Annotated in this window: 20 protein-coding genes; 19 read left to right on the top strand and 1 reads right to left on the bottom strand. The window is 66.0% G+C overall.

Annotated features, from left to right (window positions below):
• Positions 1–138 precede the first annotated feature (138 nt).
• From DZC73_RS00305 to DZC73_RS00215, 19 genes are all read left to right on the top strand, one after another.
• Positions 139–2,628, top strand: coding sequence for a TonB-dependent receptor (locus DZC73_RS00305; protein WP_198414752.1), 2,490 nt, complete (start codon positions 139–141; stop codon positions 2,626–2,628).
• Between the two features lie 10 nt (positions 2,629–2,638).
• A complete protein-coding gene (locus tag DZC73_RS00300; protein ID WP_124538211.1) occupies positions 2,639–3,277 on the top strand; it encodes an energy transducer TonB in 639 nt (212 codons plus the stop codon).
• Positions 3,278–3,297: 20 nt separating this feature from the next.
• Entirely contained in the window at positions 3,298–4,086 is a 789-nt protein-coding gene (locus DZC73_RS00295; RefSeq protein WP_124538210.1) for a MotA/TolQ/ExbB proton channel family protein, read from the top strand.
• Positions 4,087–4,099: 13 nt separating this feature from the next.
• On the top strand, positions 4,100–4,525 hold the full coding sequence (locus tag DZC73_RS00290; RefSeq protein WP_124538209.1) for an ExbD/TolR family protein: 426 nt from the start codon (positions 4,100–4,102) through the stop codon (positions 4,523–4,525).
• Positions 4,526–4,529: 4 nt separating this feature from the next.
• Positions 4,530–4,955 carry an ExbD/TolR family protein gene (locus tag DZC73_RS00285; protein ID WP_198414750.1) on the top strand — a complete coding sequence of 142 codons (426 nt, stop codon included), beginning with the start codon at positions 4,530–4,532 and terminating at the stop codon, positions 4,953–4,955.
• Positions 4,952–6,232: a tetratricopeptide repeat protein gene (locus DZC73_RS00280; protein ID WP_124538208.1), complete on the top strand. Its 1,281-nt coding sequence runs from the start codon at positions 4,952–4,954 to the stop codon at positions 6,230–6,232. The genes DZC73_RS00285 and DZC73_RS00280 overlap by 4 nt, the downstream gene beginning before the upstream one ends.
• Before the next feature lie 99 nt (positions 6,233–6,331).
• Positions 6,332–7,078 (top strand): response regulator, encoded by a 747-nt coding sequence (locus DZC73_RS00275; RefSeq protein ID WP_124538207.1) that lies wholly within the window; start codon positions 6,332–6,334, stop codon positions 7,076–7,078.
• The gene (locus DZC73_RS00270; protein ID WP_124538206.1) at positions 7,079–9,697 is read left to right on the top strand and encodes a hybrid sensor histidine kinase/response regulator; all 2,619 of its coding nucleotides are present in this window, start codon (positions 7,079–7,081) and stop codon (positions 9,695–9,697) included. It begins immediately after the preceding gene.
• Between the two features lie 96 nt (positions 9,698–9,793).
• Positions 9,794–11,074, top strand: coding sequence for an ABC transporter substrate-binding protein (locus tag DZC73_RS00265; protein WP_124538205.1), 1,281 nt, complete (start codon positions 9,794–9,796; stop codon positions 11,072–11,074).
• Entirely contained in the window at positions 11,065–12,030 is a 966-nt protein-coding gene (locus DZC73_RS00260; protein ID WP_235834935.1) for a carbohydrate ABC transporter permease, read from the top strand. Before DZC73_RS00265 ends, DZC73_RS00260 begins: the two co-directional genes overlap by 10 nt.
• A complete protein-coding gene (locus tag DZC73_RS00255; protein ID WP_124538204.1) occupies positions 12,027–12,842 on the top strand; it encodes a carbohydrate ABC transporter permease in 816 nt (271 codons plus the stop codon). The genes DZC73_RS00260 and DZC73_RS00255 overlap by 4 nt, the downstream gene beginning before the upstream one ends.
• A gap of 9 nt (positions 12,843–12,851) precedes the next feature.
• Positions 12,852–14,504, top strand: a complete 1,653-nt coding sequence (locus DZC73_RS00250) for an alpha-glucosidase family protein (protein ID WP_124538203.1) — start codon at positions 12,852–12,854, stop codon at positions 14,502–14,504.
• A 10-nt stretch (positions 14,505–14,514) separates the two neighbouring features.
• On the top strand, positions 14,515–15,618 hold the full coding sequence (locus tag DZC73_RS00245; RefSeq protein ID WP_124538202.1) for an ABC transporter ATP-binding protein: 1,104 nt from the start codon (positions 14,515–14,517) through the stop codon (positions 15,616–15,618).
• Positions 15,619–15,733: 115 nt separating this feature from the next.
• Complete coding sequence (locus DZC73_RS00240) at positions 15,734–16,618, top strand: lysozyme family protein (RefSeq protein WP_124538201.1); 885 nt, start codon at positions 15,734–15,736, stop codon at positions 16,616–16,618.
• A 319-nt stretch (positions 16,619–16,937) separates the two neighbouring features.
• The gene (locus tag DZC73_RS00235) at positions 16,938–17,723 is read left to right on the top strand and encodes an ABC transporter substrate-binding protein (RefSeq protein WP_124538200.1); all 786 of its coding nucleotides are present in this window, start codon (positions 16,938–16,940) and stop codon (positions 17,721–17,723) included.
• An 18-nt stretch (positions 17,724–17,741) separates the two neighbouring features.
• A complete protein-coding gene (locus tag DZC73_RS00230) occupies positions 17,742–18,527 on the top strand; it encodes an amino acid ABC transporter permease (RefSeq protein WP_124538199.1) in 786 nt (261 codons plus the stop codon).
• Positions 18,524–19,300: an amino acid ABC transporter ATP-binding protein gene (locus DZC73_RS00225; RefSeq protein ID WP_407924078.1), complete on the top strand. Its 777-nt coding sequence runs from the start codon at positions 18,524–18,526 to the stop codon at positions 19,298–19,300. Before DZC73_RS00230 ends, DZC73_RS00225 begins: the two co-directional genes overlap by 4 nt.
• 35 nt (positions 19,301–19,335) lie before the next feature.
• Positions 19,336–20,622, top strand: a complete 1,287-nt coding sequence (locus DZC73_RS00220; protein WP_124538198.1) for a DcaP family trimeric outer membrane transporter — start codon at positions 19,336–19,338, stop codon at positions 20,620–20,622.
• Positions 20,623–20,901: 279 nt separating this feature from the next.
• Complete coding sequence (locus DZC73_RS00215) at positions 20,902–22,074, top strand: hypothetical protein (protein ID WP_124538197.1); 1,173 nt, start codon at positions 20,902–20,904, stop codon at positions 22,072–22,074.
• Between the two features lie 51 nt (positions 22,075–22,125).
• On the opposite strand, the gene DZC73_RS00210 is transcribed toward DZC73_RS00215, so the two are convergent.
• Positions 22,126–23,949, bottom strand: coding sequence for a glycoside hydrolase family 15 protein (locus DZC73_RS00210; RefSeq protein ID WP_124538196.1), 1,824 nt, complete (start codon positions 23,947–23,949; stop codon positions 22,126–22,128).
• Between the last annotated feature and the right edge of the window lie 75 nt (positions 23,950–24,024).

The following is a 24,024-nucleotide window of genomic DNA, read 5'->3' as shown; positions in this document are numbered from 1 at the left end:
GCCAAGTCATGTGGTTGCGAGCGTGACGCTCGCCCTGCAACGAACGAAATCTTCAATTCAAACCGGCAAGCCCCAATGGCGGCCAGACGCGGCACACGGTGAACGGGTGCCGGGTTCCACACACAACAGGAGACACTCATGAAGAGCAAGTACAGCGCGGCGTCGGGCCGCGCAACGGGTCGGGTCGTGCGCTTGAGCCTCATGTCGTCGGCGGTGCTGGCGGCGCTCGCCAGCATGTCGGCGCAAGCGCAGGATGCAGCACCGGCGCCTGCGGCGGCGGCCTCGGCGCCCGCGCCCAAGGCACCGGTGGAAAAGCTCGAAGCGGTGATCGTCACCGGCACCGCGCGTTCCGAAGGCCTGAAGAAGCTCGACGCCAGCTTCAGCATCACCACGGCGGGGGAGGAGCAGATCAAGGACGCGGCGCCTGCGAGCGCCGCGGACCTCTTGAAGATCGTGCCGGGCGTGTCGGTGGAAACCACCGGCGGCCAGACGGGCAACAACATCGAGGTGCGCGGTTTCGCCGCGACCGGTGACGCCCCCTGGACGTCCTTCCAGCTCAACGGCGCCACCATCTACGCCGTGCCCACGCTGTCGTTCTTTGAAGGTTCGTCACTGTTCCGGCTGGACGACACCATCGAGCGCGTGGAAGTGCTGCGTGGCGGCCCGTCGCCCATCTTCGCCGACGGCAACCCTGGCGCCACCGTCAACTTCATCATGAAGAAGGGCGGCAACGTGCCCGAAGGCGGCCTGCGCGTGACCACCGGCACCGGTGACCTGCGCCGCGTCGACACCTACTACGCCGGCAAGATTTCCGACGGCTGGTACGGCAGCTTCGGCGGCTTCTACCGCACCACGCAAGGCGTGCGCGACACGCAGTTCCCGTCCGACCGCGGCGGCCAGTTCAGCGCCATGCTCACGCGCAAGCTCGAAGACAACGGCGAGCTGTCCATCTACGGCCGCGTGCTCAACGACAAGAACACCTTCTTCCTGCCGATTCCGCTGCTCACCAGCAACGGCGGCCACACGCTCGATTCCTACCCCGGCTTCCCGGCGCAGACGGCGACCTTCATCGGCAACGAGCTGCGCCAGGTGGCCTTCGAGTCCACGCCTGGAACGCCGCCGGGCAAGACGAAGATCGACATGGCCGATGGCCGTGGCGTTCAGATGCAGCTGTACGGCGTCAACCTGGACAAGAAGCTCGGCGACTGGACCATCGCGAACAAGTCGAACACCATGTCCGGCACGGTGCCCACCTATGCGTGGTTCACCGGCGCGAATCCGTCCACGCTCGATGAGTTCATCGCTGCCAACCTCAACGGCAGCACGGGTGGCTCCGGCACCTACGTGAACAATGGCGGCGGTGCGGTGGCAGGCACGACGCAGGTGTTGCCGGTGTCGGCCTGGGCCGTCGTGAAGAAGCTGCAGAGCTTCACCAACGACTTCCGAATCAGCCGCGACCTGAACGAACGCAACACGCTCACGCTGGGCGCCTACTTCTCCGACTACTCCTCGCAGGACGACTGGTCGCTGGGCAACACTTTCCTCACCACGCTGCAGCAGAACGGCCGCCTGGTGGACGTGACGCTCACCGGCAACCCGGCCGGCGACAAGGTGCTCACGAAGAACGGCCAGCTCAGCGGCGCCTTCTTCAACCTCAACGCCAACTACAACGGCCAGAACATGGCGCTGTTCGCGGCCGACGAATGGAAGGCCAGCGAGAAGCTGCGCGTGGACGGCGGCGTGCGCTACGAGCGCCAGCGCATCAACGGCACCATCTCCAACGCGAGCGGCGTGGACCTGGACGGCAACCCCAACACGCTCTACAACAACGGCGTGTCGGTGGTGAACGGCACGGCCAACACCGTGAGCCAGACCGACCACCACGTGTCGTGGACGGCGGGCGCCAACTACTACCTCACGCCGGACATCAGCGCTTTCGGCCGGCTGAACTCGGGCTTCCAGTTTCCGTCCTTCGACGGCCTGCGCAACGGCCAGAAGCAGACGACGACCGTCAAGCAGTACGAGGTCGGCGTGAAGACCAGCACCAAGCTGTACAGCCTGTACCTCACCGGCTTCTACAACGACTTCTCCGGCCTGTCGTTCCAGCAGATCACCACCACGGGGATCATCACCAACGTGGCCGGCTCCAAGGCCAAGGGCATCGAGCTGGAAGGCTCCGTCCGGCCGCTGCCGGGCCTGGAGCTGACGGCGACGGGCGACTACCTCGATGCGAAGTACGCCGACTTCGCCGTCGGCCCCGGTGACGACCGCACCGGCAACCGAGTGATCCGACAGCCGAAGATGCAGTTCCGCTTCACGCCCAGCTACAAGTTCAACACCGAGCTGGGCACGTTCAAGGCCTTCGCCACCTTCAGCTACATCGGTGAGCGCTTCAACGACACGCAGAACCTGCAGATCCTGCCCAAGTACCACACGCTGGACGCCGGCTTCGTGGCTCACCTGGCCAATGGCATCGACGTGCGGCTGACCGGCACCAACCTCACCAACAGCATCGGCATCACCGAAGGCAACACGCGGGTGACGACCGCGGGGGTGAGCAACGGCGTGTTCCTGGGCCGTCCGATCTTCGGCCGTGCGGCCGAGCTGTCGGTGGGCTTCAACTTCTGAAGCGGCGGCGATGCAGTACGCACAAGCGCAACGCCAGCCGGGCAAACACTCGATCGGCTTCGGCGTGGTGGTGCTGCTCCACGTGGTGGTGGTCTATGCCCTGGTGACGGGGCTGGCGAAGAAGGTGGTCGACGTCATCAAGCAACCCCTGGAGACCAAGATCATCGAGGCGCCCAAGCCGCCCCCGGAGGCGCCGCCTCCACCACCGCCACCGCCCAAGCTGGCCCCGCCGCCCCCGGATGTGTTCGTGCCCATGCCGGAGGTGCAGATCCAGGTGCCGGTGACGCAGTCGCCGCCGGCGATCACGGCGGTGACGACCAAGCCGCCGGAAGCACAGCCGCCTGCGGTGGTGGCAGCGCCGCCAGCCAAGCCGGTGCCAGTGGCGGTCGGCGTGGCCTGCCCGAACTCGCAGAAGGTGCGCGCCGAAGTGGCGTACCCCCGCGAGGCGCAGCGGCAGGAACTGGAGGGCGACACGCTGGTGGAGTTCACCGTGGACCGCGAGGGCCGCGTGAGCGATGCGCAGGTCGTGAAGTCATCGCACCGCGTGTTCGACGCGGTGTCGCTGGCGACGGTGCGCTTGTTCAAGTGCGTGGGGCAAGGACAGGACGTGAAGGTGCAGGTGCCTTTCGTCTTCAAGTTGGACAGATGAATCTGAAGTTGGAGCGAGACATGATTTTCGGCAAGCAGAGTTGGAAGTGGTGGGTGGCGTTGCTGCTGGTGACGCTGGGCTGGGTGGCGATGATGGACATGGCGCTGGCCCAGGGGCCGGCCGCCGCGGTGAGCAAGGAGGCGGTGGACAACCCCTACGGCATCAAGGCGCTGTGGGAGCAGGGCGACTTCGTGGCCAAGGGCACGCTGATGATCCTGGTGGTGATGTCGATGGGCAGCTGGTACATCCTCATCACCAAGCTGTATGAGAGCCTGAAGATCAGCGGCGAGTCGCGTGCGGCCCGCAAGGGCTTCTTCAAGCATGCGAACCTGGGTGATGCAGCCAAGACGCTCAAGCAAGGCAGCGCGTTCCGCTTCATCGCCGAGACGGGCATCGAGGCGGACAAGCACCACGAAGGCGCGCTCACCGAGCACATCGACCGCAACACCTGGGTCACGATGAGCGTGCAGCGCTCGGTGGACGACGTGCAGTCGCGCATGCAGGATGGGCTGGCCTTCCTGGCCACAGTGGGTTCGACGGCGCCCTTCGTGGGCCTGTTCGGCACGGTCTGGGGCATCTACAACGCGCTGACCGCCATCGGCATCGCCGGGCAGGCGTCCATCGACAAGGTGGCTGGCCCGGTGGGCGAGGCGCTGATCATGACGGCCATCGGCCTGGCCGTGGCCGTGCCTGCGGTGCTGGGCTACAACTGGCTGGTCCGCCGCAACAAGGTCGCGATGGAATCGGTGCGCAGCTTCAGCGCCGATGTCCACGGCGTGCTGATGGGCGCCCGCACGGCGGCCCGCTGAAGGAGTCGCGCGCATGGCCATGACCGTGGGAGGCGACGGCGGCGACGAGGAGGTCGTGTCGTCCATCAACACCACGCCGCTGGTGGACGTGATGCTGGTGCTGCTCATCATCTTCCTCATCACCATCCCCGTGGTGACGCAGACGGTGCCGGTGAAGCTGCCGAGCGAGACCAACATCGCGCGGCAGACCAAGCCGGAGAACATCGAGATCTCGGTGAGCAAGGACGGCGACGTCTACTGGAACACCCAGCTCGTGCCCGACAACAACCTGCTGGTCGAGAAGCTGAAGAAGGTGGCGGTGATGAAGCCGCAGCCCGAGGTGCACATCCGCGGCGACCAGGAGACGCGCTACGAATCGGTGGGGCGGGTGATCTTCGCGGCGCAGCGCGCGGCCATCATGAAGATCAGCTTCGTGACGCAGCCGCCGGCGAAAGGATGACGCCATGGCAATGACATTGAAATCCGGCGGCGGCGATCCGGACGTGATGGTCGACATCAACACCACGCCGCTCATCGACGTGATGCTGGTGCTGCTGATCATGCTGATCATCACCATCCCGATCCAGCTGCATTCGGTGAACCTGGACATGCCGCAAGGCAATCCGCCGCCGCCTGCGAAGGAGCCCGTCGTCGTGACCATCGACGTCGACTTCGACGGCACGGTGCTGTGGAACGGCGAGGCGCTGGGCGATCGCGCGGCGCTGGAGTCGAGGCTGCAGCAGGCGGCAGCGCAGGCCGACCAGCCCGAGGTGCACCTGAGGCCCAACAAGCTCGTCGCCTACAAGAGCGTGGCGGCCGTGATGGCCTCTGCGCAGCGGCTTGGTGTGACCAAAATCGGCATCGTAGGCAACGAGCAATTCGCGAAATGAAGAATGCGTCGGTGGGACTGGCGATGCTTGTCGCCGGATGCGGTGCGTGGGCCCAGTTCACGCATCAGCCGCACATCGCGGTGGACAACACCGCGGCCGTCCAGCCCGAGGATGGCAAGAAGGCGGACACGGTGCGTGTGGAGATCGGCAAGCCGTTGCAGGCGGCCCAGGAAGCGATGAAGGCGCAACGCTTCACCGATGCCTTGGCGAAGATCGCCGAGACCGATGCTGTGCCGAACAAGACCGCGTACGAGGTGCTCACCATCGCCCGCATGCGCGGCGCGGCGGCCTTGTCGGCTGGGCAGGCAGAGCTGGCGCTGAAGTCCTTCGAGACGGTGGTGTCGTCGGGCCTGCTGCCGGCCGCCGAGCAGGCCAGGACGCTGCAGGCCATGGCCAGCGTGGCCTACCGCGCCAAGGACTACGCACGGGCCGCGTCGCTGGCACGCCGCTACTTTGACCTGGGCGGCAGCGATGCAGGCACGCGCACCGTGCTCGTCCAGTCGCTGTACTTGAGCGGAGGCCATGCCGACGCGGCCAAGGAGTTGCAGGCCGTGCTGCATGAACAGGAGAAGGCCGGACGCGTTCCGGACGAAGACCAGCTCAAGCTGCTGGCGAGCTGCCATGCGAAGCTGAACGATGCGAACGGCTACCAGGCCGTGCTGGAGCAACTCGTGGCCCATCATCCGAAGAAGGAGTACTGGACCGACCTGTTGCGTCGGCTGCCGCAGCGGCCGGGCTTCGCGCCACGACTGTCGCTGGACGTCTACCGGCTGCAGCTCGCCACGGTCGGCCTGGCCAGTGCGTCGGACCACGTGGAGATGGCGCAACTGGCGCTGCAGGATGCCTCGCCCGCCGAGGCACGCCGCATCGTGGACCGCGGGTTCGCCGCCGGCGTGCTCGGCACGGGGCCGGACGCCGATCGCCACAAGCGCCTGCGCGAACTGGCGGCCAAGGCCAGTGCCGAAGAGCAGCGCTCGCTGGCCAATGCGGACGCCGAAGCATCGGCCGCCGCGGCGGCTGCCAATGGCACGGGGCTGTTCAACCTCGGCTGGTCCCTGGCCCAGCAAGGCCAGGCCGACAAGGGCCTGGCCCTGATGGAGCTGGGCCTCAAGAAAGGCGGCCTCAAGCGGCCTGAGGAAGCCCGCCTGCATGCGGGGGTGGCGGCCTGGCAGGCCCGGCAATACGCCAAGGCCACCGCCTTGCTGAAGACGGTGGATGGCCGTGACGGCGCGGCCGACATTGCCCGGTTGTGGCTGCTGGTGCCCAACGATCCGTGAACAAGCGCGCAATAACCGCGGGGCATTAACAATTGCAATTCGCTGGTGGTGAGAATTTGATATCTACTCACCCTACAGAGTGCAGGGGAACTGCCCGTGATGGAGACAAGCAAACCGCGGATCCTCGTCGTGGACGACGAGAACGACATGGTGTCGTACCTGGTGGACCTGCTGCGCCAGTCCGGCTTCGAGGCCGACGGCGTGGGCAGCGGGGCCCTCATGCACGACGCCCTGGCCCGCCACGCCTACTCGCTGATCCTGCTGGACCTGCGGCTGAAGACCGAGGACGGGCTGACGCTCGCCCGCGAGCTGCGCCAGCACTCGGCCATCCCGATCGTGATGATCAGCGGCGCGAGCGATGAGACCGACCGCGTGCTGCTGCTGGAGCTCGCGGCCGACGACTTCCTCGTCAAGCCCTTCAGCCCGCGCGAACTGCTGGCGCGTGTGCGTGCAGTGCTGCGGCGCTACGCGGTCGAGACCGGCGCACCGCCGTCGAACGCGCCACGGCCGCCCAAGCCCACCAGCCGCGACCACGTCCGCTTCGGCACCTGGGTGCTGGACCTGGCCGAACGTGAGCTCGTCCACCAGGACGGCTCGCCCTGCGCCTTGACCCAGGCCGAGTTCCGATTGCTCGAAGCCTTCGTGCGGCAGCCCCAGCGGGTGTGGACGCGAGACCAGTTGCTGGAGCAGACGCGCAGCCTGGAGACGGAGGTGTTCGACCGGACCATCGACGTGCTCATCCTGCGCCTGCGGCGCAAGATCGAGCCGAACCCCAAGCATCCGCAGTACATCTGCACGGAGCGGGGCATCGGCTACGTGTTTGCCGCGCAGGTGACGCGAGGCTAGATGCGTCTCTTGCCCCGCTTCAGCGTCGACCGCGTGCGCACGCGGCTGCTGGCGGCGTTCACCATCCTGCTGCTGGCCGGCGTGGCGCTGGCGGTGGTGGGCTGGCTGGGCATGCGCAGCATGCAGCGGGAGCTGGCGGGCTACGAGGAAGAGGTGTTGCCAGGCATCGCCCGTGCACTGGAGCTGGCCGAACGCACGGCGCAGATCGCGGCCATCGCCCCGCATCTGGCGGACTCGCGCACGCCCGAGACGCTGGAGACCAATGCCGCCGTGGTGGCCGGCCTTCTGGACGACATCAAGCGCCGCTCGCTCACCCTGCCGCCCAGCGGCGAACTCCAGCCTGCGATGAGCCGCCGGCTTGAAGGCGTGGACCGCGATTTGTCCAACCTCATCATGCTCACCAAGCTGCGCCAGTCCATCGACTCGCGGCTGGAACGGCAGATCATCGTGCTCAGCCACATCGGCACGCGCATCCATGCGTCGGGTCGGCAGGGCAAGCCAGGCGATCCGGCGGTGGCGGAGATCTGGTCCAGCCTGGTGCTCGGCGCCACCACCGACAAGGCCGCGACGCTCGGCCGGCTGCAGGCCGACGTGGAAGCCCTGCTCATCGCCGCACGCCAGCGCCACGCCTTCGATGCCTTCGACGAGGAGTTCGTTCGCGAGGTGGAAGCGCTGGCCACCGGCCCTGACAACATCCTCAGCCTGCGGCGCGACCTGCTGGACTATGAGTCGCGCACCAACTACCTGGTGGCGCTCACCCGCTCCAATGCCGACCGCCTGAGCGACGAGGTGGCGCAGCACGTGGCCCAGCTGCGCAACACCGCCGCGCTGCGCAACGACAGCGTGCAGCGCGCCATCCGGCGCGGCGAGACCGGCATGCTGGTGCTGGCCATCGTCTGCGTGGTCATCGGCCTGGGGGCGACCCGCTATGTGCGGCGGCTCATCGCGCAGGTGGAGAACATCACCCACGTCATGTCGCGCCTCGCGCAGGGCGACGTGGCGCAGGAGACGCCGGCCACGACCCGGCGCGACGAACTCGGCGAGCTGGCGCGAAGCTTCGAAGTCTTCCGCGACAACCTGCTGGCCAAGCAGAAGCTGCTGGCCGACCTCAAGAACCAGCGCGAACTGCTCGAAGCCGTGCACGAGAGCCTCACCGATGCGCTCGCGGTGTTCGACCATGAACATCGGCTCATCCTCTGGAACCCGCAGCTCGTGAAGCTCCTCGGGCCGCTGGGCATCACGCCGCGCGATGGCATGACGCGCAAGGAGATGCTGCAGTCCCTGCCGCGCGGCACGGCCTGGTGCCACGCGGGCGATGCCGAGGCGCAGCCGCTGGACCCCGAGCGCATCGACGGCGTGACCGTGTTCGAGCACGTGGAGCTGCGCCTGCCTGAAGGCCAGGTGCTGGACCTGCGCAGCCGCGCCATGCCCGACGGCGGCACGGTGACGCTGATGACCGACATGACCGCGCGGCGCAACATCGAGGCGCAGCTGCAGCATTCGCAGAAGCTGGACGTCCTGGGGCAGCTCACCGGCGGGGTGGCGCACGACTTCAACAACTACCTCGGCACCATCCTCGGCAACCTCTCGCTGCTGGAGGAGCGCGTCGCCGGCGAGGTGCAGACCCATGCGCAGTGGAAGCGGGTGCAGCGCGCGGCCACCAGTGCGGCGGCCCTGACACGCCGGCTGCTGGCCTTCGCCAGGCGCCAGCCGCTGCAGGCCGAGCATGTGCCGGTCGACGAGATGGTCGAGGAGATGCAGGACCTGATCGAGTACAGCGCCGGGCCGCAGGTGGCGGTGAGCTTCGATCTCCGCTCCGAGCCGGCACAGCTCCACGTCGACCGCGGCCAGCTGGAGAACGCGCTGCTGAACCTGGTGCTCAACAGCGCGGCGGCCATGCCCGATGGCGGCGAGTTGCGCGTGGCGACCCGCGCCGCCGGCGGCATGGTGGAGATCGACGTCAGCGACACCGGCCGCGGCATTCCCGAGCACCAGCAGCGCCAGGTGTTCGACCCGTTCTTCACCACCAAGAAGGCCGGGGAGGGCAGCGGGCTGGGGCTGTCCATCGTCTACGGCTTCGTGAAGCAGTCCGGCGGCGACGTGGGCCTGCAAAGCCGCCTGGGCAAGGGCACGACGGTGACCCTGCGCTTCCCGGCCCAGGCGAGTGCCGCGGCCGCAACGGATGCGCGCCATGCCGCTGCCCCGCCCGTGCCGCTGGACAACGTGCACGTGCTGCTGGTCGACGACGACGATGCCTTCCGCGCCACGCTCACCGACATGCTGGTGCGCGAGGGACTGCGCGTCACGGCCGTGCCCTCGGCCGAGCAGGCGCTGACCCTGCTGGAGCGAGGGGCATCGCCCGACGTGATGTTGTCCGACATCTGCCTGGGTTCGGGCATGGACGGCCTGCGCTTCGCCCACCTGGCGCGCGACCGCTGGCCGGAATTGCCTCTGGGCTTGATGTCCGGCCTGTCGCCCGAATTGTTGCCCAATGCCGAGCAGTGGGACCCGGCCTTCGCCTTCGTGCACAAGCCCTTCGAACCGGCGCAATTGGCCCACTGGCTCGCCCGGCTGCTGGCCGATGCGAATGAAAGGCCTGAAACATCGTCTGCAACCTGATGACGATGCGCCGGCCGGGCTTTTAACAATCGAAATCTGGCATTCACCTGGACGCGGTCTGATGCGTCTCACGGACAAGATCACCGGAGACATCAGATGCAACGTTCGACCCAGACCGTCATTCAGGGCGCCGTCGGCGCCGCCGTGCTCGCTTTCGCCTTCGGGGCGCAGGCGGCATCCATCAAGATTTCCTGCTCGGGCGTCGGCCAGGAGCTGGAGTTCTGCAAGGGCGCTGCCGAAGCGTGGGCCAAGAAGACGGGCAATGAAATCCAGATCGTCACGCCGCCCAACGATGCGAGCGAACGCCTGGCGCTGTACCAGCAGGTGCTGAGCGCGGGCTCCGACAAGATCGACGTGCTGCAGGTGGATGTCGTGTGGCCGGGCCTGCTGGGGAACCATCTGCTGGACCTCAAGCCCTTCACCAAGGGCGTGGAGAAGGAACACTTCGCCGGGTTCATCGCCAACAACACCAACAACAACCGCCTGGTGGCCATGCCCTGGTTCGCCAATGCAGGCCTGCTGTTCTACCGCAAGGACCTGCTGCAGAAGTACGGCCAGAAGGTGCCCGACACCTGGGACGAGCTGGGCGCCTCGGCCAAGAAGATCCAGGACGGCGAGCGCGCTGCCGGCAACGACAAGATGTGGGGCTACGTGTGGCAAGGCCGTGCGTATGAAGGCCTGACCTGCGACGCGCTCGAATGGGTGGCCAGCTTCGGCGGCGGATCCATCGTCGAGGACAACGGCAAGGTGAGCATCAAGAACCCGAATGCCTCCAAGGCGCTGCAGACGGCGGCGTCGTGGGTCGGCGGCATCTCGCCCACCGCCGTGCTGAACTACGCCGAGGAAGAGGCGCGCGGCGTCTTCCAGGCCGGCAATGCGGTGTACATGCGCAACTGGCCGTATGCCTGGTCGCTGGCGCAGAACGACGACAGTGTCATCAAGGGCAAGGTGGGCGTGGCCACGCTGCCCAAGGGCGGCGCGGGCGGGCGCAATGCCGCGACGCTGGGCGGTGAATCGCTGGCAGTGTCGAAGTATTCGAAACATGCTGCCGAGGCCGCCGACCTGGTGATGTACATGACCAGCGCCGCGGTGCAGAAGGACCGCGCCATCCGCGGTTCGTTCAACCCCACGCTGGGCTCGCTGTACAAGGACCCGGAAGTCGTCAAGGCCAACCCCTTCATGGGCGAGCTGTACGGCACCTTCACGAGCGCGGTGGGCCGCCCCACCACGGTGACCGGCGCACGCTACAACCAGGTGAGCAACCAGTTCTGGAACGCCGCGCACGAGGTGCTGTCGGGCAAGGCCAAGCCGGATGAGGCCCTGGGCCGTCTCGAGGAATCGCTGACCCGCCTGTCGCGCGGCGGCAAATGGAACTGACCGCACGCGAATCCAGCGCGCTGCCGTCGAAAGGTTCCGAAATGAAGGCCAAGGCCACGGGCGGCCTGCGTGCGCAGCGCGTGCGCCGTGCCTGGCTGGTGACGCTGCCCATGCTGGTGGTGCTGCTGATGGTGGCCGGCTGGCCGCTGGGCCGCACCATCTGGTTCAGCCTCTTCGACGCCGAGCTGGCCCAGCTGGACTCGCGCCGCTTCGTCGGACTGGACAACTACATCGGCCCCGACGGGCTGCTGTGGTCCGGCGACTGGTGGCATTCGGTGGGCAACACCGTGGTGTTCGCGCTGCTGTCGGTGGTGCTGGAAACGCTGCTGGGCCTGGGCGTGGCGCTGCTGCTCAACCAGCCCTCGCGCATCCGCACGCTGCTGCGCGCTGCGATGCTGGTGCCCTGGGCGATTCCCACCGTGGTGTCGGCCAAGATGTGGAGCTGGATGCTGCACGACCAGTTCGGCATCGTGAACCACTACCTGCTGGCGCTTGGCGTGCTGAGCACGCCGCTGGCGTGGACGGCCGATCCCTCGCTGTCGCTCTTCACCATCGTGCTGGTGGACGTGTGGAAGGCCACGCCCTACATGGCGCTGCTCATCCTCGCGGCTTTGCAGATGGTGCCGGTGGATTGCTACGAAGCCGCGAAGGTGGACGGCGTGCCGGCGTGGACGGTGTTCAGCCGGGTCACGCTGCCGCTGATCATGCCCGGCGTGCTGGTGGCCATGGTGTTCCGCATGCTCGACGCGCTGCGCGTGTTCGACGTGATCTACGTGATGACCTCCAACAGCCGTGCCACCAAGAGCATGTCGGTCTTCGTGCGCGAGCAGCTCATCGATTTCGGCATGGTGGGGTATGGATCAGCGGCGGCCACCATGCTCTTCTTCTTGATCGCGCTCATCACCATCATGTGCATGGGACTGATGCGTCGCAGCAGCGACAAGGTGGCGGCATGAAGCGCATCGGCTACTACTTCGCCTCGCTGCTGTTCATCGCGGTGTCGGTGTTCCCGCTGCTGTATGCGGTGTCCAGCTCGTTCAAGCAGCGCACGGGGCTGTTCTCTCCGGAGATGCTGCCGCGCCACCCGACGATCTCCAACTACGTGGGCGTGTTCTCCGAGCAGCCCTTCGCCACCAACCTGATGAACTCGGTCATCGTGGCAGGCACGGTCGTCGCGCTGTCTCTGGCCCTGAGCCTGATGGCGGCGTGGGCCCTGGGCCGGGTGGAGTTCCGCGGGCGCGGGCTGTTGCTGCTGGTCATCCTCTCGGCCTCGATGTTCCCGCAGGTGGCGGTGCTGTCGGGCATGTTCGAGCTGGTGCGCTTCTTCGGCCTGTACGACAGCCTGGGCGCGCTGATGATCGCCGACCTGATGCTCACGCTCCCCTTCACCGTGTGGGTGCTGGTGACCTTCATGAAGCAGTTGCCCAAGGAGCTGGAAGAGGCCGCGGCCATGGATGGCGTGGGCGTGTTCACGCTGATCTTCCGCATCCTCATGCCGCTGCTGTGGCCGGCGGTGGTGGCCACGGGCTTGCTGGCGTTCATCGCGGCGTGGAATGAATTCCTCTTCGCGCTGACCTTCACCTTGTCGACGGAAGAACGCACCGTGCCGGTGGCCATTGCGCTCATCAGCACGCCCAGCGGCTTCGAGCTGCCCTGGGGAAAGATCATGGCGGCGTCGGTCATCGTCACGCTGCCGCTGGTGGCGCTGGTGGTGTACTTCCAGCGTCTCATCGTGTCGGGGTTGTCGGCGGGGGCCGTCAAGGGTTAGAGAAACCACATGCAAACCGAAAGCACAAAGAACAACGATTGGTGGGTCGGGGCTTCCATCTATCAGATCTACCCCAGGAGTTTCCAGGACAGCAACGGCGATGGCGTGGGTGACCTGCGCGGCATCACCATGCGGCTGCCCTACATCGCCGAACTGGGCGTGGACGCCATCTGGATCTCGCCCTTCTTCAAGTCGCCCATGCACGACTTCGGGTACGACATCAGCGACTACTGCGACGTCGACCCGCGCTTCGGCACGCTGGACGACTTCGATGCGCTCGTGGCCGAGGCGCACCGCCTGAAGCTGAAGGTGCTCATCGACCTCGTGCTCAGCCACACGGCGTCGGAACACCCGTGGTTCGTCGAAAGCCGCCAGGACAAGACCAACCCCAAGGCCGACTGGTACGTGTGGGCCGATGCGAAGAAGGACGGCTCGCCGCCCAACAACTGGTTGTCGCTCTTCGGCGGCAGCGCCTGGCAGTGGGACACGCGGCGCGGCCAGTACTACCTGCGCAACTTCCTCAGCAGCCAGCCCGACCTGAACTACCACTGCCCGCAGGTGCAGGACGCCGTGCTCGACGTGGTGCGCTTCTGGCTGGACCGCGGCTGCGATGGTTTCCGATTCGACGTGGTGAACTTCTACTTCCACGACAAGGAACTGCGCTCCAACCCGCCGCAGCCTGAAGGCCGCTTCGCTGCCGCCGTGCCGCGCAGCAACCCCTACGCCTTCCAGCGCCACCTCTACGACAAGACACAGCCGGAGAACCTCGTGTTCCTGCAGAGGCTGCGCGCCTTGCTGGACAGCCGCCCGGGCATCACCAGCATCGGCGAGATCGGCGACGACGAACAGTACGCGACGCTGAACCACTACACCACCGACGGCCGGCTGCACATGGCCTACACCTTCAACCTGATGGAGCGCGACTGCTCGGCCCGCTTCATCCACGGGGTGCTGGAGGAATTCCTGCGCGAAGCCGGCAGCGCCTGGGTGTGCTGGGCCTTGAACAACCACGACGTGACGCGCGTGGTGACCCGCTGGCAGTCGCTGATGGGCGAGGGCCCGCGCGTGGCGCCGCTGCTGCTGGCGCTCTTGGGCTCGCTGCGTGGCTCCATCTGCCTGTACCAGGGCGAGGAGCTGGGACTCACGGAAGCGGTCGTGCCCTACGAACTGCTGCAGGACCCGTACGGCAAGAGCATGTGGCCGGCTTTCGCCGGTCGCGACGGCTGCCGCACGCCCATGCCCTGGGAGGCGGCCCGCTCGCACGGCGGCTTCAGCGAGGTGCAGCCCTGGCTGCCGGTGCCGTCGGAGCATCTGCAGTCCGCGGTGGACATCCAGCTCGGCATGCCCGACAGCGTGTTGCGCCGCTACCAGTCCTTCCTGCGCTGGCGCAACGGCATCGCGGCCCTGAAGTCGGGCTCGATGACGCTGCTGCCGGCCCACGAGCAGGTGGTGGCCTTCGAGCGCCAGCTGGGCGACGAGCGCGTGCTGTGCGTGTTCAACCTCTCGAACACCGAGGCCCGCTACGAGGCGGAGTTCGACGTGGATGTGCGCCCCATCGACGGCCATGGCTTCACCGGCACGTGGGACCAGGCCGAAGTCGTCCTGCAACCGCACCAGGCCTTCTTCGGCCGGCTGGTGCCCCTGACGCTGAGCAAACCCTGAGGAGACCGCGATGAGCCGCATCGACCTGCGCAACGTCAACAAGCAATTCGGCAACGCCACCATTCTTCGCGACATCTCGCTCACCATCGACCCGGGCGAGTTCTGCGTGTTCATCGGGCCCTCGGGCTGCGGCAAGTCGACCTTGCTGCGGCTCATCGCCGGCCTGGACGATGCAAGCTCGGGTGACATCGAGATCGAAGGCAAGCGTGTCAACGACCTGCCGCCCGCGCAGCGCAACGTGGCCATGGTGTTCCAGAGCTACGCGTTGTACCCGCACATGACGGTCAAGGAGAACATGGCCTTCGGCCTGCGCCACCAGAAGCTGCCGGCCGCCGAGATCGAACAGCGCGTGGCGGAGGCTTCGCGCATCCTGCGGCTGGACGGCTTGCTGGACCGGCGCCCGCGTGAACTCTCGGGCGGCCAGCGCCAGCGCGTGGCCATCGGCCGCGCCATCGTTCGCAAGCCGCGGGTGTTCCTGTTCGACGAGCCCTTGTCCAATCTCGATGCGGCCCTGCGTGTGCAGACCCGCGTGGAGATCGCCAAGCTGCACCGCGGCCTGGGTTCGGCCAGCATGATCTACGTGACGCACGACCAGGTGGAGGCCATGACGCTGGCCGACAAGATCGTTCTGCTGCAGCCGCTGGCCGGCCGCGATGACATGCTCAGCGTGGCGCAGGTGGGGCATCCGCTGGAGCTGTACCACCACCCGGCCAACCGCTTCGTGGCGGGCTTCATCGGGTCACCGGCAATGAACTTCATCGACGCGCGGGTCACCGGCACTGCCGAAGGGCGCGTGTCGGCGAAGGTGAACCAGCTGGCCTGCGATGCGCGCCTGTCCGCATCGGGGCTGGTGGAGGGCGAACCCGTCACCCTGGGCATCCGGCCCGAGCACGTGGTGGTGGGGCAGGGCCCGCAGCATGCACGCGTGAGCCATGTGGAGCACCTGGGCGAGCAGAGCTACGTCTACCTCGACGTGCAGGGGGTGGCCATGCCCTTGCTGGCCAAGACGCACCGCGACGACATCGCGATCGATGACGACCTGCCGTTCATGCTGCCGCCCGAAGCCATGCATGTGTTCCGCGCCGACGGCATGGCGCAGGCGCGGCCCCGCTGAGTAGCTGCCGCCGGCGCTTCGCCTGGCCGGCCATGCCTTCGTTTTGACATCCGCATCTGGGTTGGGCCGGTCCTAGATTGGTACTCCGAAAGACAAGGAGACCAGGATGTCTGACATGAAGATCGCAGCAGGCTTTCTGCAACCGAGCCAGATGGCCGCCGAACTCAACGTGTTGAAGAACGCGTTGGATTTCGTGGCGAAGCTGCTGCAGGGCGACCTCCAAGGCGCCCTCAAGGATTTCGCCAAGACGTGTGACGCGCTGCAGCAAGCCGCCCAGGGCGGCCAGCAACCCGCGCCGGGCCAGGGGATGGACCTGTACGCCTTGCTGCGCGAGATCCTCGAACAGGGCAAGAAGGCCTCGCAGGGCGGACCGTCCGGCCAGGGCAGCGATGCCACCCAGGGTGCGCAGGATTGCCAGCAGACGCCTGCGGCCGGCAACGTCGTCGGGCCGGTGCTGGAGAAGCTGCAGATCGACGATCCGCAGCAGCAGCAACCGCAGAAGCAGGCCGACGCGCCCGAGCAGCGCAACAGCCCGGTGCAAGGCAAGTCATCGTCTGCCGACGCCGGCAATGCGCCCGCCGGTGTGCCGAAAGACATGTGGAACGACGACGTGGAGGTCGGCAAGAAGACCGGCGTCGACCCCTACGTGCTGGCCGCGCAGGAGGAAAAGGAAAGCCAGTTTGGCAAGGCCCTGGCCGGCAGCCCCAGCGGAGGCGACGGCATCCTGCAGGTCGAGCCCAGCACGCGCCAGGCCTATGCGGCGAAGTTCGAGGCCAAGATGGGCCACGCCTACGACCACAGCAGCCAGAAGGACCAGATCGCCATGGCCGCGGTCATCGAGGCGGACAAGGGCGGCAGCACCACCAACATGCTGGAGAAGTACAACGGCGGCGACAACTGGGCGCCGGGGGCCACCGACTCGTATGGGCGGCAGATCAAGGCCGATGAGTACGCCGCGTCGGTGACGGCGCGGGCGGAGCAGATGAGGAACGGCGGCTGACGCCCTGACCGACCGGTCAGCGCGCAGGTCCTGCGTCGCGTAGGTTTGTTGCATCCGGCACTTGCTTGCCGGATGCTTGCTTTTGTGGCGCGCTGAGCCATGAAAGCTTATTTCGCAATTCGTGTCATTGAGCTGAAAAGTCGAAAGGACATTTCGGCGCCCTCCCGATAGACTTTTTCACATTCGGGATGCAGTCCAAGAGAACTGCAGTCCCGATCGCCTCGCCTACGTCCATCGACGCCTGCTGCGATTGCGCGAACCCACGCGGTGCCTTCATCGACGGCATCGCGACGTCTTCCAATCAAATCCGAGGGTGTCTATGACCATGCTTCATCGCCTGGCGATGTGTTTCGTCTCGTCCGTGCTTGCCTGCATTTCACTCGTCCATGGAGATGCGGCGCACGCCCGCCCGTTCGACGACATCAAGAAGGATGGCCGCATCATTGTTGCGACCGAAGGGCAGTTCGCGCCGTTCAACTACTTCCAGGGCTCCCGGCTCACGGGTTTCGAAGTCGACATCGCCGAGGCGATGGCGCAGCGCATGGGCGTGAAGATCGAGTGGAAGGCACTGAGCTTCGATGCCTTGCTGGCGGGCCTGCGCCAGGACCGCTGGGACATGGTGATCGCCTCCCACGGCATCACCGAGGAGCGCTCGCGCGCCGTCACCTTCAGCAATCCGCACTACTGCTCGGGCGGCATCATCGTCTCCAAGGGCGAGGGTGTGCGCACCGTGAAGGACTTGTCGGGCAAGGTCGTTGCCGTGCAGATCGGCAGCACCTACTTCGACAACGTCAAGAAGACCACCGAAGCCCGCGAGGTGAAGACCTTTCCGCAGGATTCCGATGCACGCGCTGCGCTCATCACCGGCCGAGTGGATGCCTGGGTGACCGATCGTTTCGTGGCCAAGGCCGCACTCGAAGCCAACCGTGCCAGCGGCATGCAGCTGGGCGACATGGTGTTCGTGGAGCGCATCGCATCGGCCGTGGCCAAGGGCAACGGCAGCGTGGCGAGCGAGATCAACAAGGCGCTGGCGGCCATCCAGGCGGACGGCACCTACGACGCCATCTCCAGGAAGTGGTTCGGCGAAGACATCCGCTGCAAGTGACGCCCAAGGAAGCACACCATGAATACCTTGTCGCTTTGGCCGGCCTTCTGGACCCGGCAGCAGCGCAGCACCGCCACCATCGTGATCGTCGTTGCCCTCATGCTGGCGCTGCTGTGGACCATGGCCGGGCCGTTGTCCATCGCGCCTGAACCCATCGGCAACAACGCGCAGTCATTTGCCGAAGGCACGCGCATCACCTTGCAGCTCACCGTCGCCGCGGGCGCGGCAGGGCTGCTGCTGGGCATCATTGCCGCGCTGGGCCGGGTGTCGGCGTTTGCGCCGGCGCGCTGGCTGGCGGGCCTCTACATCTGGATCATGCGCGGCACGCCCTTGCTGCTGCAGGTGCTCTTCGCATTCTTCGCGCTGCCGGAACTGCTGCCGGTGCTGAAGCTGGATGAATTCTCCGCGGCCTGCCTGGCGCTGGCCTTCAACGTTGGCGCCTACAACGCGGAGGCCATCCGGGCGGGGCTGCTGGCCGTGCCCCGGGGGCAGATCGAGGCCGCTCGCTCGCTGGGCATGTCGCGCTGGTTCACCTTCATCGATGTGACCTTCCCGCAGGCCTTCAAGATCGCCTTGCCGCCGCTCGTGAACAACCTGGTGGCCTTGCTCAAGGACTCGTCCCTGGCGTACGTCATCGGTGTGGTGGAGGTGTCGCTGGTGAGCACGCGCATCCAGGCGGCCACCTTTCAGCCGGTGCCGTGCTACGTCACCACGGCCTGCATCTACCTGGCTTTCACCACGCTGATGACGCAGGTGTCCGATGCGATCGAACGCCGCTTCGATGTCGAAGGGAAGCTCTCATGATGAAGCTCGTGTCCGTGGCGCGGTCGCGCCAGCGCGCAGGCCTGCCGCTCATCACCGTCGACAAGGTCAACAAGGCGTTTGGATCGGCACACATCCTCAAGGACGTCTCGACCTGCTTCCACGAAGGCCAGGTCACCGTCATCCTCGGCCCGTCCGGCTCGGGCAAGAGCACGCTGCTGCGCATGCTCAACCGCCTGGAGACGCACGACAGCGGGCGCATCGTGGTGGATGGCATCGAGGTCTGCGACAAGCTCAAGGAGCTCGATGCCCTGCGCAGCGAAGTGGGCATGGTGTTCCAGCAGTTCAACCTGTTTCCGCACCTCACGGTGCTGCAGAACGTGTGCCTGGCCCCGATGCGCGTGCGCAAGACCAGCCGGGCCGAGGCCCAGGCCGGGGCGATGGACCTGCTGGATCGCGTGGGCCTCAGGGACCACGCGCACAAGTACCCATTCGCGCTCTCCGGCGGCCAGCAGCAGCGCGTTGCCATCGCCCGGGCCTTGGCCATGACGCCGCGGGTGATGCTCTTTGACGAACCCACTTCGGCGCTCGACCCGGAGATGGTCAAGGAGGTGCTGGACGTGATGAAGAAACTCGCGGCCAGCGGCATGACCATGATCGTCGTCACCCACGAGATGGACTTTGCGCGTGAGGTGGGAGACCGCATCCTGTTTCTCGACAAGGGCAGCGTCGCCCAGGACGCCACGCCCCAGCAGTTCTTCGGATCGCAGCAAAGCGATCGCATCCGGGCCTTTCTAGGACAAGTCGCCAGGTAGGCCCCACCACTCTTTCCCAACCCCAGGAGGGATTCATGTCATTCAAGCACAGCGCACTGGCGTGCGCGGTGGGCGCGTTCGCGTCTGCATTTTGCGCATCGGCGGCCCAGGCACAGTCGGCGGCCGATTTTGAACAGCTTCGGCAGGAGTTGAAGCGATTGAAGGAAGAGATGCAAAACTTAAAGGTGCAGAAGGCACCTGCTCCTGCGGTCGACGCGGCAGCGATCAACGATCGGGTCGAGCAGTTGGAGATCAAGTCCAAGGACGCCGTGGTGGCGGGGGACATCGGCGGGGGATTGCGCATCCCCGGCTCGGAGACCTCGGTGCATCTGTACGGCTATGCGGAAGCCCACCTCGTCCATGACCTGAAGGCGCCCGGCCCGAGCGACCTCTTCACCGACTTGAGTTTCCAGCCGCTGGACAGCGCGGACGTTCCGCATGGCCGGACCCGGTTGACGGCGTCGACGTCGCGCCTGGGCCTGGAGACATCGACACCCACCAGCACCGGCACGTTCAACACCCGGCTGGAGATGGACTTCTACAGCTACGGCGACGGCAACCGGAACCGCCTGCGGCTGCGCCATGCTTATGGCGAATACCACGGCTTCCTGGTGGGCCAGACCTGGTCCACCTTCATGGACCTGGACGACCTGCCCGAAACGGTGGACTTCAACGGGCCCATCGGTGCGCCGTTCTCACGCCGCACCATGATCCGCTACACCTACGGTGACCCCAGGGCCGGCTACAAGCTGACGGTGGCGCTGGAAGACCCGCAGGACCAGTTTGGCGGCGGCAGCCAGGCCGAGCGCCTGCCGCAGTTCGTGGCCAGGTTCGACAAGAGCTTCGATTGGGGCGCCATCAACATGCGGGGGCTGGTGCATGAGAAGCGTTCGGCCACCGAGACCCGGCGCGGGTACGGCGTGGGCATCGGCGGCAGCTACAAGCTGAGCGACAAGGACCTGCTGATGGCGCAGTACACCCGTGTGGATGGCGACATCGACCAGCTCTACGGTTCCAACGGCTATGCCATCGACGGCACGACAGGCACCATCAGCTTCGACCGCAACCGCGGCTTCGTGGCCGGCTACAACCGCAACTTCAGCGACAGCCTGCGCGGCACCGTCGCCTTCGGGATGAACAAGGGGAAGACGGCGGCGGCAATCGACAACCGCAGCCTGAGGCAGCTGTTCGTCAACCTGATCTACTCGCCGATCAAGAACGTGGAACTGGGTGGCGAGTATGTCCACGGACGGCGCGAAACCTTCACGGGGGAGGTGGGCACGATGTCGCGGATCGACTTGATGGGGCGGTACAGCTTCTGATTCGGCACTTCGAAAGACAAGGGCGGCAGCACCGCCAACAAGCTGGAGAAATACAACGGCGGCGTCGGTGATGGCTCGGGCGGAGCAGATGAAGGCAGGCGCCTGATTTCAGATGGCTTGCTTTCGGTCCATTCGGGCCGGTCGCCTGGTCACACTCTCATACAATCTTCCGCCATAGGGAGGGTGAGGCGTGTGACTACAACAAGATTGCCAGGGCGCAACAAGCGGCGCCCTGAAGCAGGACCGTGGCAATGCATCCGCTGGTTTTTCCATGCTGCCTTGGCCGCCTGGGTGTTGGCAATGTCGGGTTGCGGCGGTGGCGGGGATTCGCAGGCGACGGCTACGGTGTCCATCGCGAATGTCCTGACCGAGCCGATCGGAGGTTCGTACCTCAGCGACGACGATGCATCAGCGCAAACGTTTTTCCAGTACGACGTCGTTGGCGACAAGGGCCTGCTCAAGGCAAACGGAGTCTTCGTGCGCGTCGACGATCCCGCAGGGCTCTTCAATGCTCATTGGGCGACCTTTGACTGGCAGGCCGGCCGAGGCTTGTTCTACATCTCCGCCTATGTTCCGTTTTTGCCCGTAGGCTCGAGTCAGGGTGCGGTCAAAGTTTGGTTGTGCGCGGATGAGCAGTGCAAGATGCCCCTGGCAGGTTCGCCGGTCACCGTGCCCTATTCGATCCACGTATCTCCTGGATTGGCGTTCAACCAGCTTAGTCCGCCATACGACGAGATCACGATCGAGTCGTCCTTTGGCGAGGTGACGGATCTGGCTGCCATCCCACTCACCGTGCCGGACGGCACAACGAGCATCAGTGTTTCGCCCGAGCTCGGGGGCCGGCGGGGTCAGTCCGTCTTTGTCGAGTACCCGTTTCTCGAGGACAAGACCGCGGTGGCTGCTCGCGCAGAACTCCTGCCGACGCCCAAGTTGATTCTCACCGGGCAGCTTCGGCCTGTCGGCACGTACTACACGATAGTCACGGTCACAGCGAACTACGCGTACAGCACTGGCGAGCAGGCCCAGACCACCAAAAAACTCGTCGTCACCTACAAGGTCAACGATGCTGGGGGGACCAAGTATCTGCTAGACCCAGCGCGTCTATCATTCGAAGTCAGCCCACAAATCGATTCAACTTCAAGCCCCATCAAGATATTGGGCTCCGGCGGAGGCATCGCGTCTTATTCGGTCGAATACCTGCCACCTGATGGCTCCGGCAACCTGGATGCGGGGCCGCAAGCGTGGCTTGAACTGAATGACCAAAGCGTCATGCAGACGTTGCCATGGCATTGGACCAACGCCATCGCTATTCGTTGCAACGTTTTTGTCGGCGAGAAGGTGGAGTGCCTTGCGCCAGGCCGCTACGAAGCGATCTTGCACCTGAAGGTTTGGCAGGCCGACGGCAGCACCTTGGATGTTCCGATGCCGATGTCCCTGTCCGTCAAACCCTGACCAAGAAAGACGGATACCGAAACAGCAATGACGAGGGTAGGCGCGAACCGCTCAGACCATCAAATCCCAAGGCTTCGACAACCTTACCGCCCCGTTGATGATCCCCACCATCGAATAGGTCTGCGGGAAGTTCCCCCACAGCTCCCCCGTCTCCGGCTTCAAATCCTCCGACAGCAGCCCCACATGGTTGCGGTTGGCCAGCAGCGACTCGAAGATCTCGCGCGCCTGCTGCGTGCGCCCGATGCGCGCCAGCGCATCGATGCGCCAGAACGAGCACACGTTGAACGCCGTCTCCGGCTTGCCGAAGTCGTCGGGTGCTTCGTAGCGCCGCATGAAGGGGCCATCGCACAAGGTGGCCTCCAGCGCCTCCACCGTGCTCACGAAGCGCGGGTCTTTCGGGTCGATGAAGCCCACCTCGGCCATCAGCAGGATGCTCGCGTCCAGGTCCTTGCCGCCGAAGCTCTCGGCGAAGGCCTTGCGCTTGTCGTTCCACGACTGCGTGAGGATCTTCTCGCGGATGATGTTGGCCCGCTCGCGCCAGTACACATGCCGCTGCACCAGGCCGCGCACGCTCGCGATCTTGGCCAGCCGGTCGCATGCGGCCCAGCACATCAGCGACGATGAGGTGTGCACCCGGGCGCGCGTGCGTAGCTCCCACATGCCGGCGTCGGGCTGGTCGTGGAAGCGCCAGGCCTGCTCGCCCATGCCTTCCAGCGCCACGAAATCCGCATCGTCGGGCCGCTTGAACAGGCGGTGGTCGTGGAAGCTCTGGGCCGCGCCCAGCACGATGTTGCCGTACACGTCGTACTGGAAGTGCTCGTAGGCCTGGTTGCCCACGCGCACCGGGCCCATGCCGCGGTAGCCTGAGATGTCGGGCACGAAGCCCTCGGTGAGCTGCTTCTCCAGGCCGATGCCGTACAGCGGCTGCACGTGGCCGCCGGCCGCGCCGCGCACCACGTCATTGAGCCAGCGAAGGTAGTCCTCCATCGTGCCGACTTCCGACAGGCTGTTCAGCGCGCGCACCACGAAGAAGGCATCGCGCAGCCAGCAGAAGCGGTAGTCCCAGTTGCGTTGCGTGTTCGGCGCTTCGGGCACGCTCGTGGTCATCGCTGCGACGATGGCGCCCGTCTCTTCGAACTGGCACAGCTTGAGCGTGATGGCCGATCGGATGACGGCGTCCTGCCATTCCAGCGGCAGGGCCAGGCGGCGCGTCCAGTGGTGCCAGTACCAGGCGGTCTGTTCCTCGAATTCGCGTGCGGTGTCCTCGATGCCCGCGGGCAGCGTCTCGTCGGGCCCCAGCAGGAAGCTCACCGGCGTGCGTAGCGAGAAGGGCGTCTCGTCAAGCACGTAGGTCAGCGGCGCATTGGTGTACAGGCGCAAGGTGGTGCCCGGCATCACGAAGCGCAGGTGGTTGCTGCCGCGCGTGATGGACGGCTTGATCGAGCCCCAGTCGCCGCGCGGCCGGATGATGAAGCGCACGCGAGGGTGTCCGTTCAGCGGCTTCACGCGGCGGATGATCTGAGCTGGCCGGAAGGGACGGTCGCGCGTGAAGAAGCGCGGCGCGAAGTCCACGATCTCGATGCCTTCGCCCTGCGAGTTCCAAAGCCGCGTGCGCAGGATGGCGGTGCCGGGGTCGTAGGCCTGCTCGGACTTGGCGAAGCCTTCGAGCTCGATGCCGAAGCTGCCGTCGTCGGGCAGGCCGTCCTTGCTGTCGAGCAATGCGTGGAACACCGGGTCGCCGTCGAAACGCGGCATGCAGCACCACACCACGGTGCCCCGGCTGTTGATCAGCGCACTGATGGCGCAGTTGCCGATCATTGCAACATCGAGTCCGGCGGGTTGCGCGGCGCGGACGGTGGTGGTCGGACCGGTCATGCGGAAGACTCCTTCTTTGCTGACGAATATACAAACCTGGCAGCAAGAAACCCGCCCGATACCAATGAAGCGGTG

The organism is Rhizobacter terrae, from assembly GCF_003852895.1.
In the GTDB taxonomy this organism is placed as follows: Bacteria; Pseudomonadota; Gammaproteobacteria; order Burkholderiales; family Burkholderiaceae_C; genus Albitalea; species Albitalea terrae.
Note: the sequence above shows the minus strand (reverse complement) of the source record. Positions and strands in the feature narration are given on the sequence as shown.

Excerpts from the sequence above, each read along its gene's own strand:
- DZC73_RS00280 (WP_124538208.1), top strand. The coding sequence starts at position 4,952 with ATGAAGAATGCGTCGGTGGGACTGGCGATGCTTGTCGCCGGATGCGGT.
- DZC73_RS00210 (WP_124538196.1), bottom strand. The coding sequence starts at position 23,949 with ATGACCGGTCCGACCACCACCGTCCGCGCCGCGCAACCCGCCGGACTC.
- DZC73_RS00260 (WP_235834935.1), top strand. The coding sequence starts at position 11,065 with ATGGAACTGACCGCACGCGAATCCAGCGCGCTGCCGTCGAAAGGTTCC.
- DZC73_RS00225 (WP_407924078.1), top strand. The coding sequence starts at position 18,524 with ATGATGAAGCTCGTGTCCGTGGCGCGGTCGCGCCAGCGCGCAGGCCTG.
- DZC73_RS00235 (WP_124538200.1), top strand. The coding sequence starts at position 16,938 with ATGACCATGCTTCATCGCCTGGCGATGTGTTTCGTCTCGTCCGTGCTT.
- DZC73_RS00290 (WP_124538209.1), top strand. The coding sequence starts at position 4,100 with ATGGCCATGACCGTGGGAGGCGACGGCGGCGACGAGGAGGTCGTGTCG.
- DZC73_RS00285 (WP_198414750.1), top strand. The coding sequence starts at position 4,530 with ATGGCAATGACATTGAAATCCGGCGGCGGCGATCCGGACGTGATGGTC.
- DZC73_RS00245 (WP_124538202.1), top strand. The coding sequence starts at position 14,515 with ATGAGCCGCATCGACCTGCGCAACGTCAACAAGCAATTCGGCAACGCC.
- DZC73_RS00265 (WP_124538205.1), top strand. The coding sequence starts at position 9,794 with ATGCAACGTTCGACCCAGACCGTCATTCAGGGCGCCGTCGGCGCCGCC.
- DZC73_RS00250 (WP_124538203.1), top strand. The coding sequence starts at position 12,852 with ATGCAAACCGAAAGCACAAAGAACAACGATTGGTGGGTCGGGGCTTCC.
- DZC73_RS00305 (WP_198414752.1), top strand. The coding sequence starts at position 139 with ATGAAGAGCAAGTACAGCGCGGCGTCGGGCCGCGCAACGGGTCGGGTC.
- DZC73_RS00270 (WP_124538206.1), top strand. The coding sequence starts at position 7,079 with ATGCGTCTCTTGCCCCGCTTCAGCGTCGACCGCGTGCGCACGCGGCTG.
- DZC73_RS00255 (WP_124538204.1), top strand. The coding sequence starts at position 12,027 with ATGAAGCGCATCGGCTACTACTTCGCCTCGCTGCTGTTCATCGCGGTG.
- DZC73_RS00240 (WP_124538201.1), top strand. The coding sequence starts at position 15,734 with ATGAAGATCGCAGCAGGCTTTCTGCAACCGAGCCAGATGGCCGCCGAA.
- DZC73_RS00300 (WP_124538211.1), top strand. The coding sequence starts at position 2,639 with ATGCAGTACGCACAAGCGCAACGCCAGCCGGGCAAACACTCGATCGGC.
- DZC73_RS00230 (WP_124538199.1), top strand. The coding sequence starts at position 17,742 with ATGAATACCTTGTCGCTTTGGCCGGCCTTCTGGACCCGGCAGCAGCGC.
- DZC73_RS00220 (WP_124538198.1), top strand. The coding sequence starts at position 19,336 with ATGTCATTCAAGCACAGCGCACTGGCGTGCGCGGTGGGCGCGTTCGCG.
- DZC73_RS00275 (WP_124538207.1), top strand. The coding sequence starts at position 6,332 with ATGGAGACAAGCAAACCGCGGATCCTCGTCGTGGACGACGAGAACGAC.
- DZC73_RS00295 (WP_124538210.1), top strand. The coding sequence starts at position 3,298 with ATGATTTTCGGCAAGCAGAGTTGGAAGTGGTGGGTGGCGTTGCTGCTG.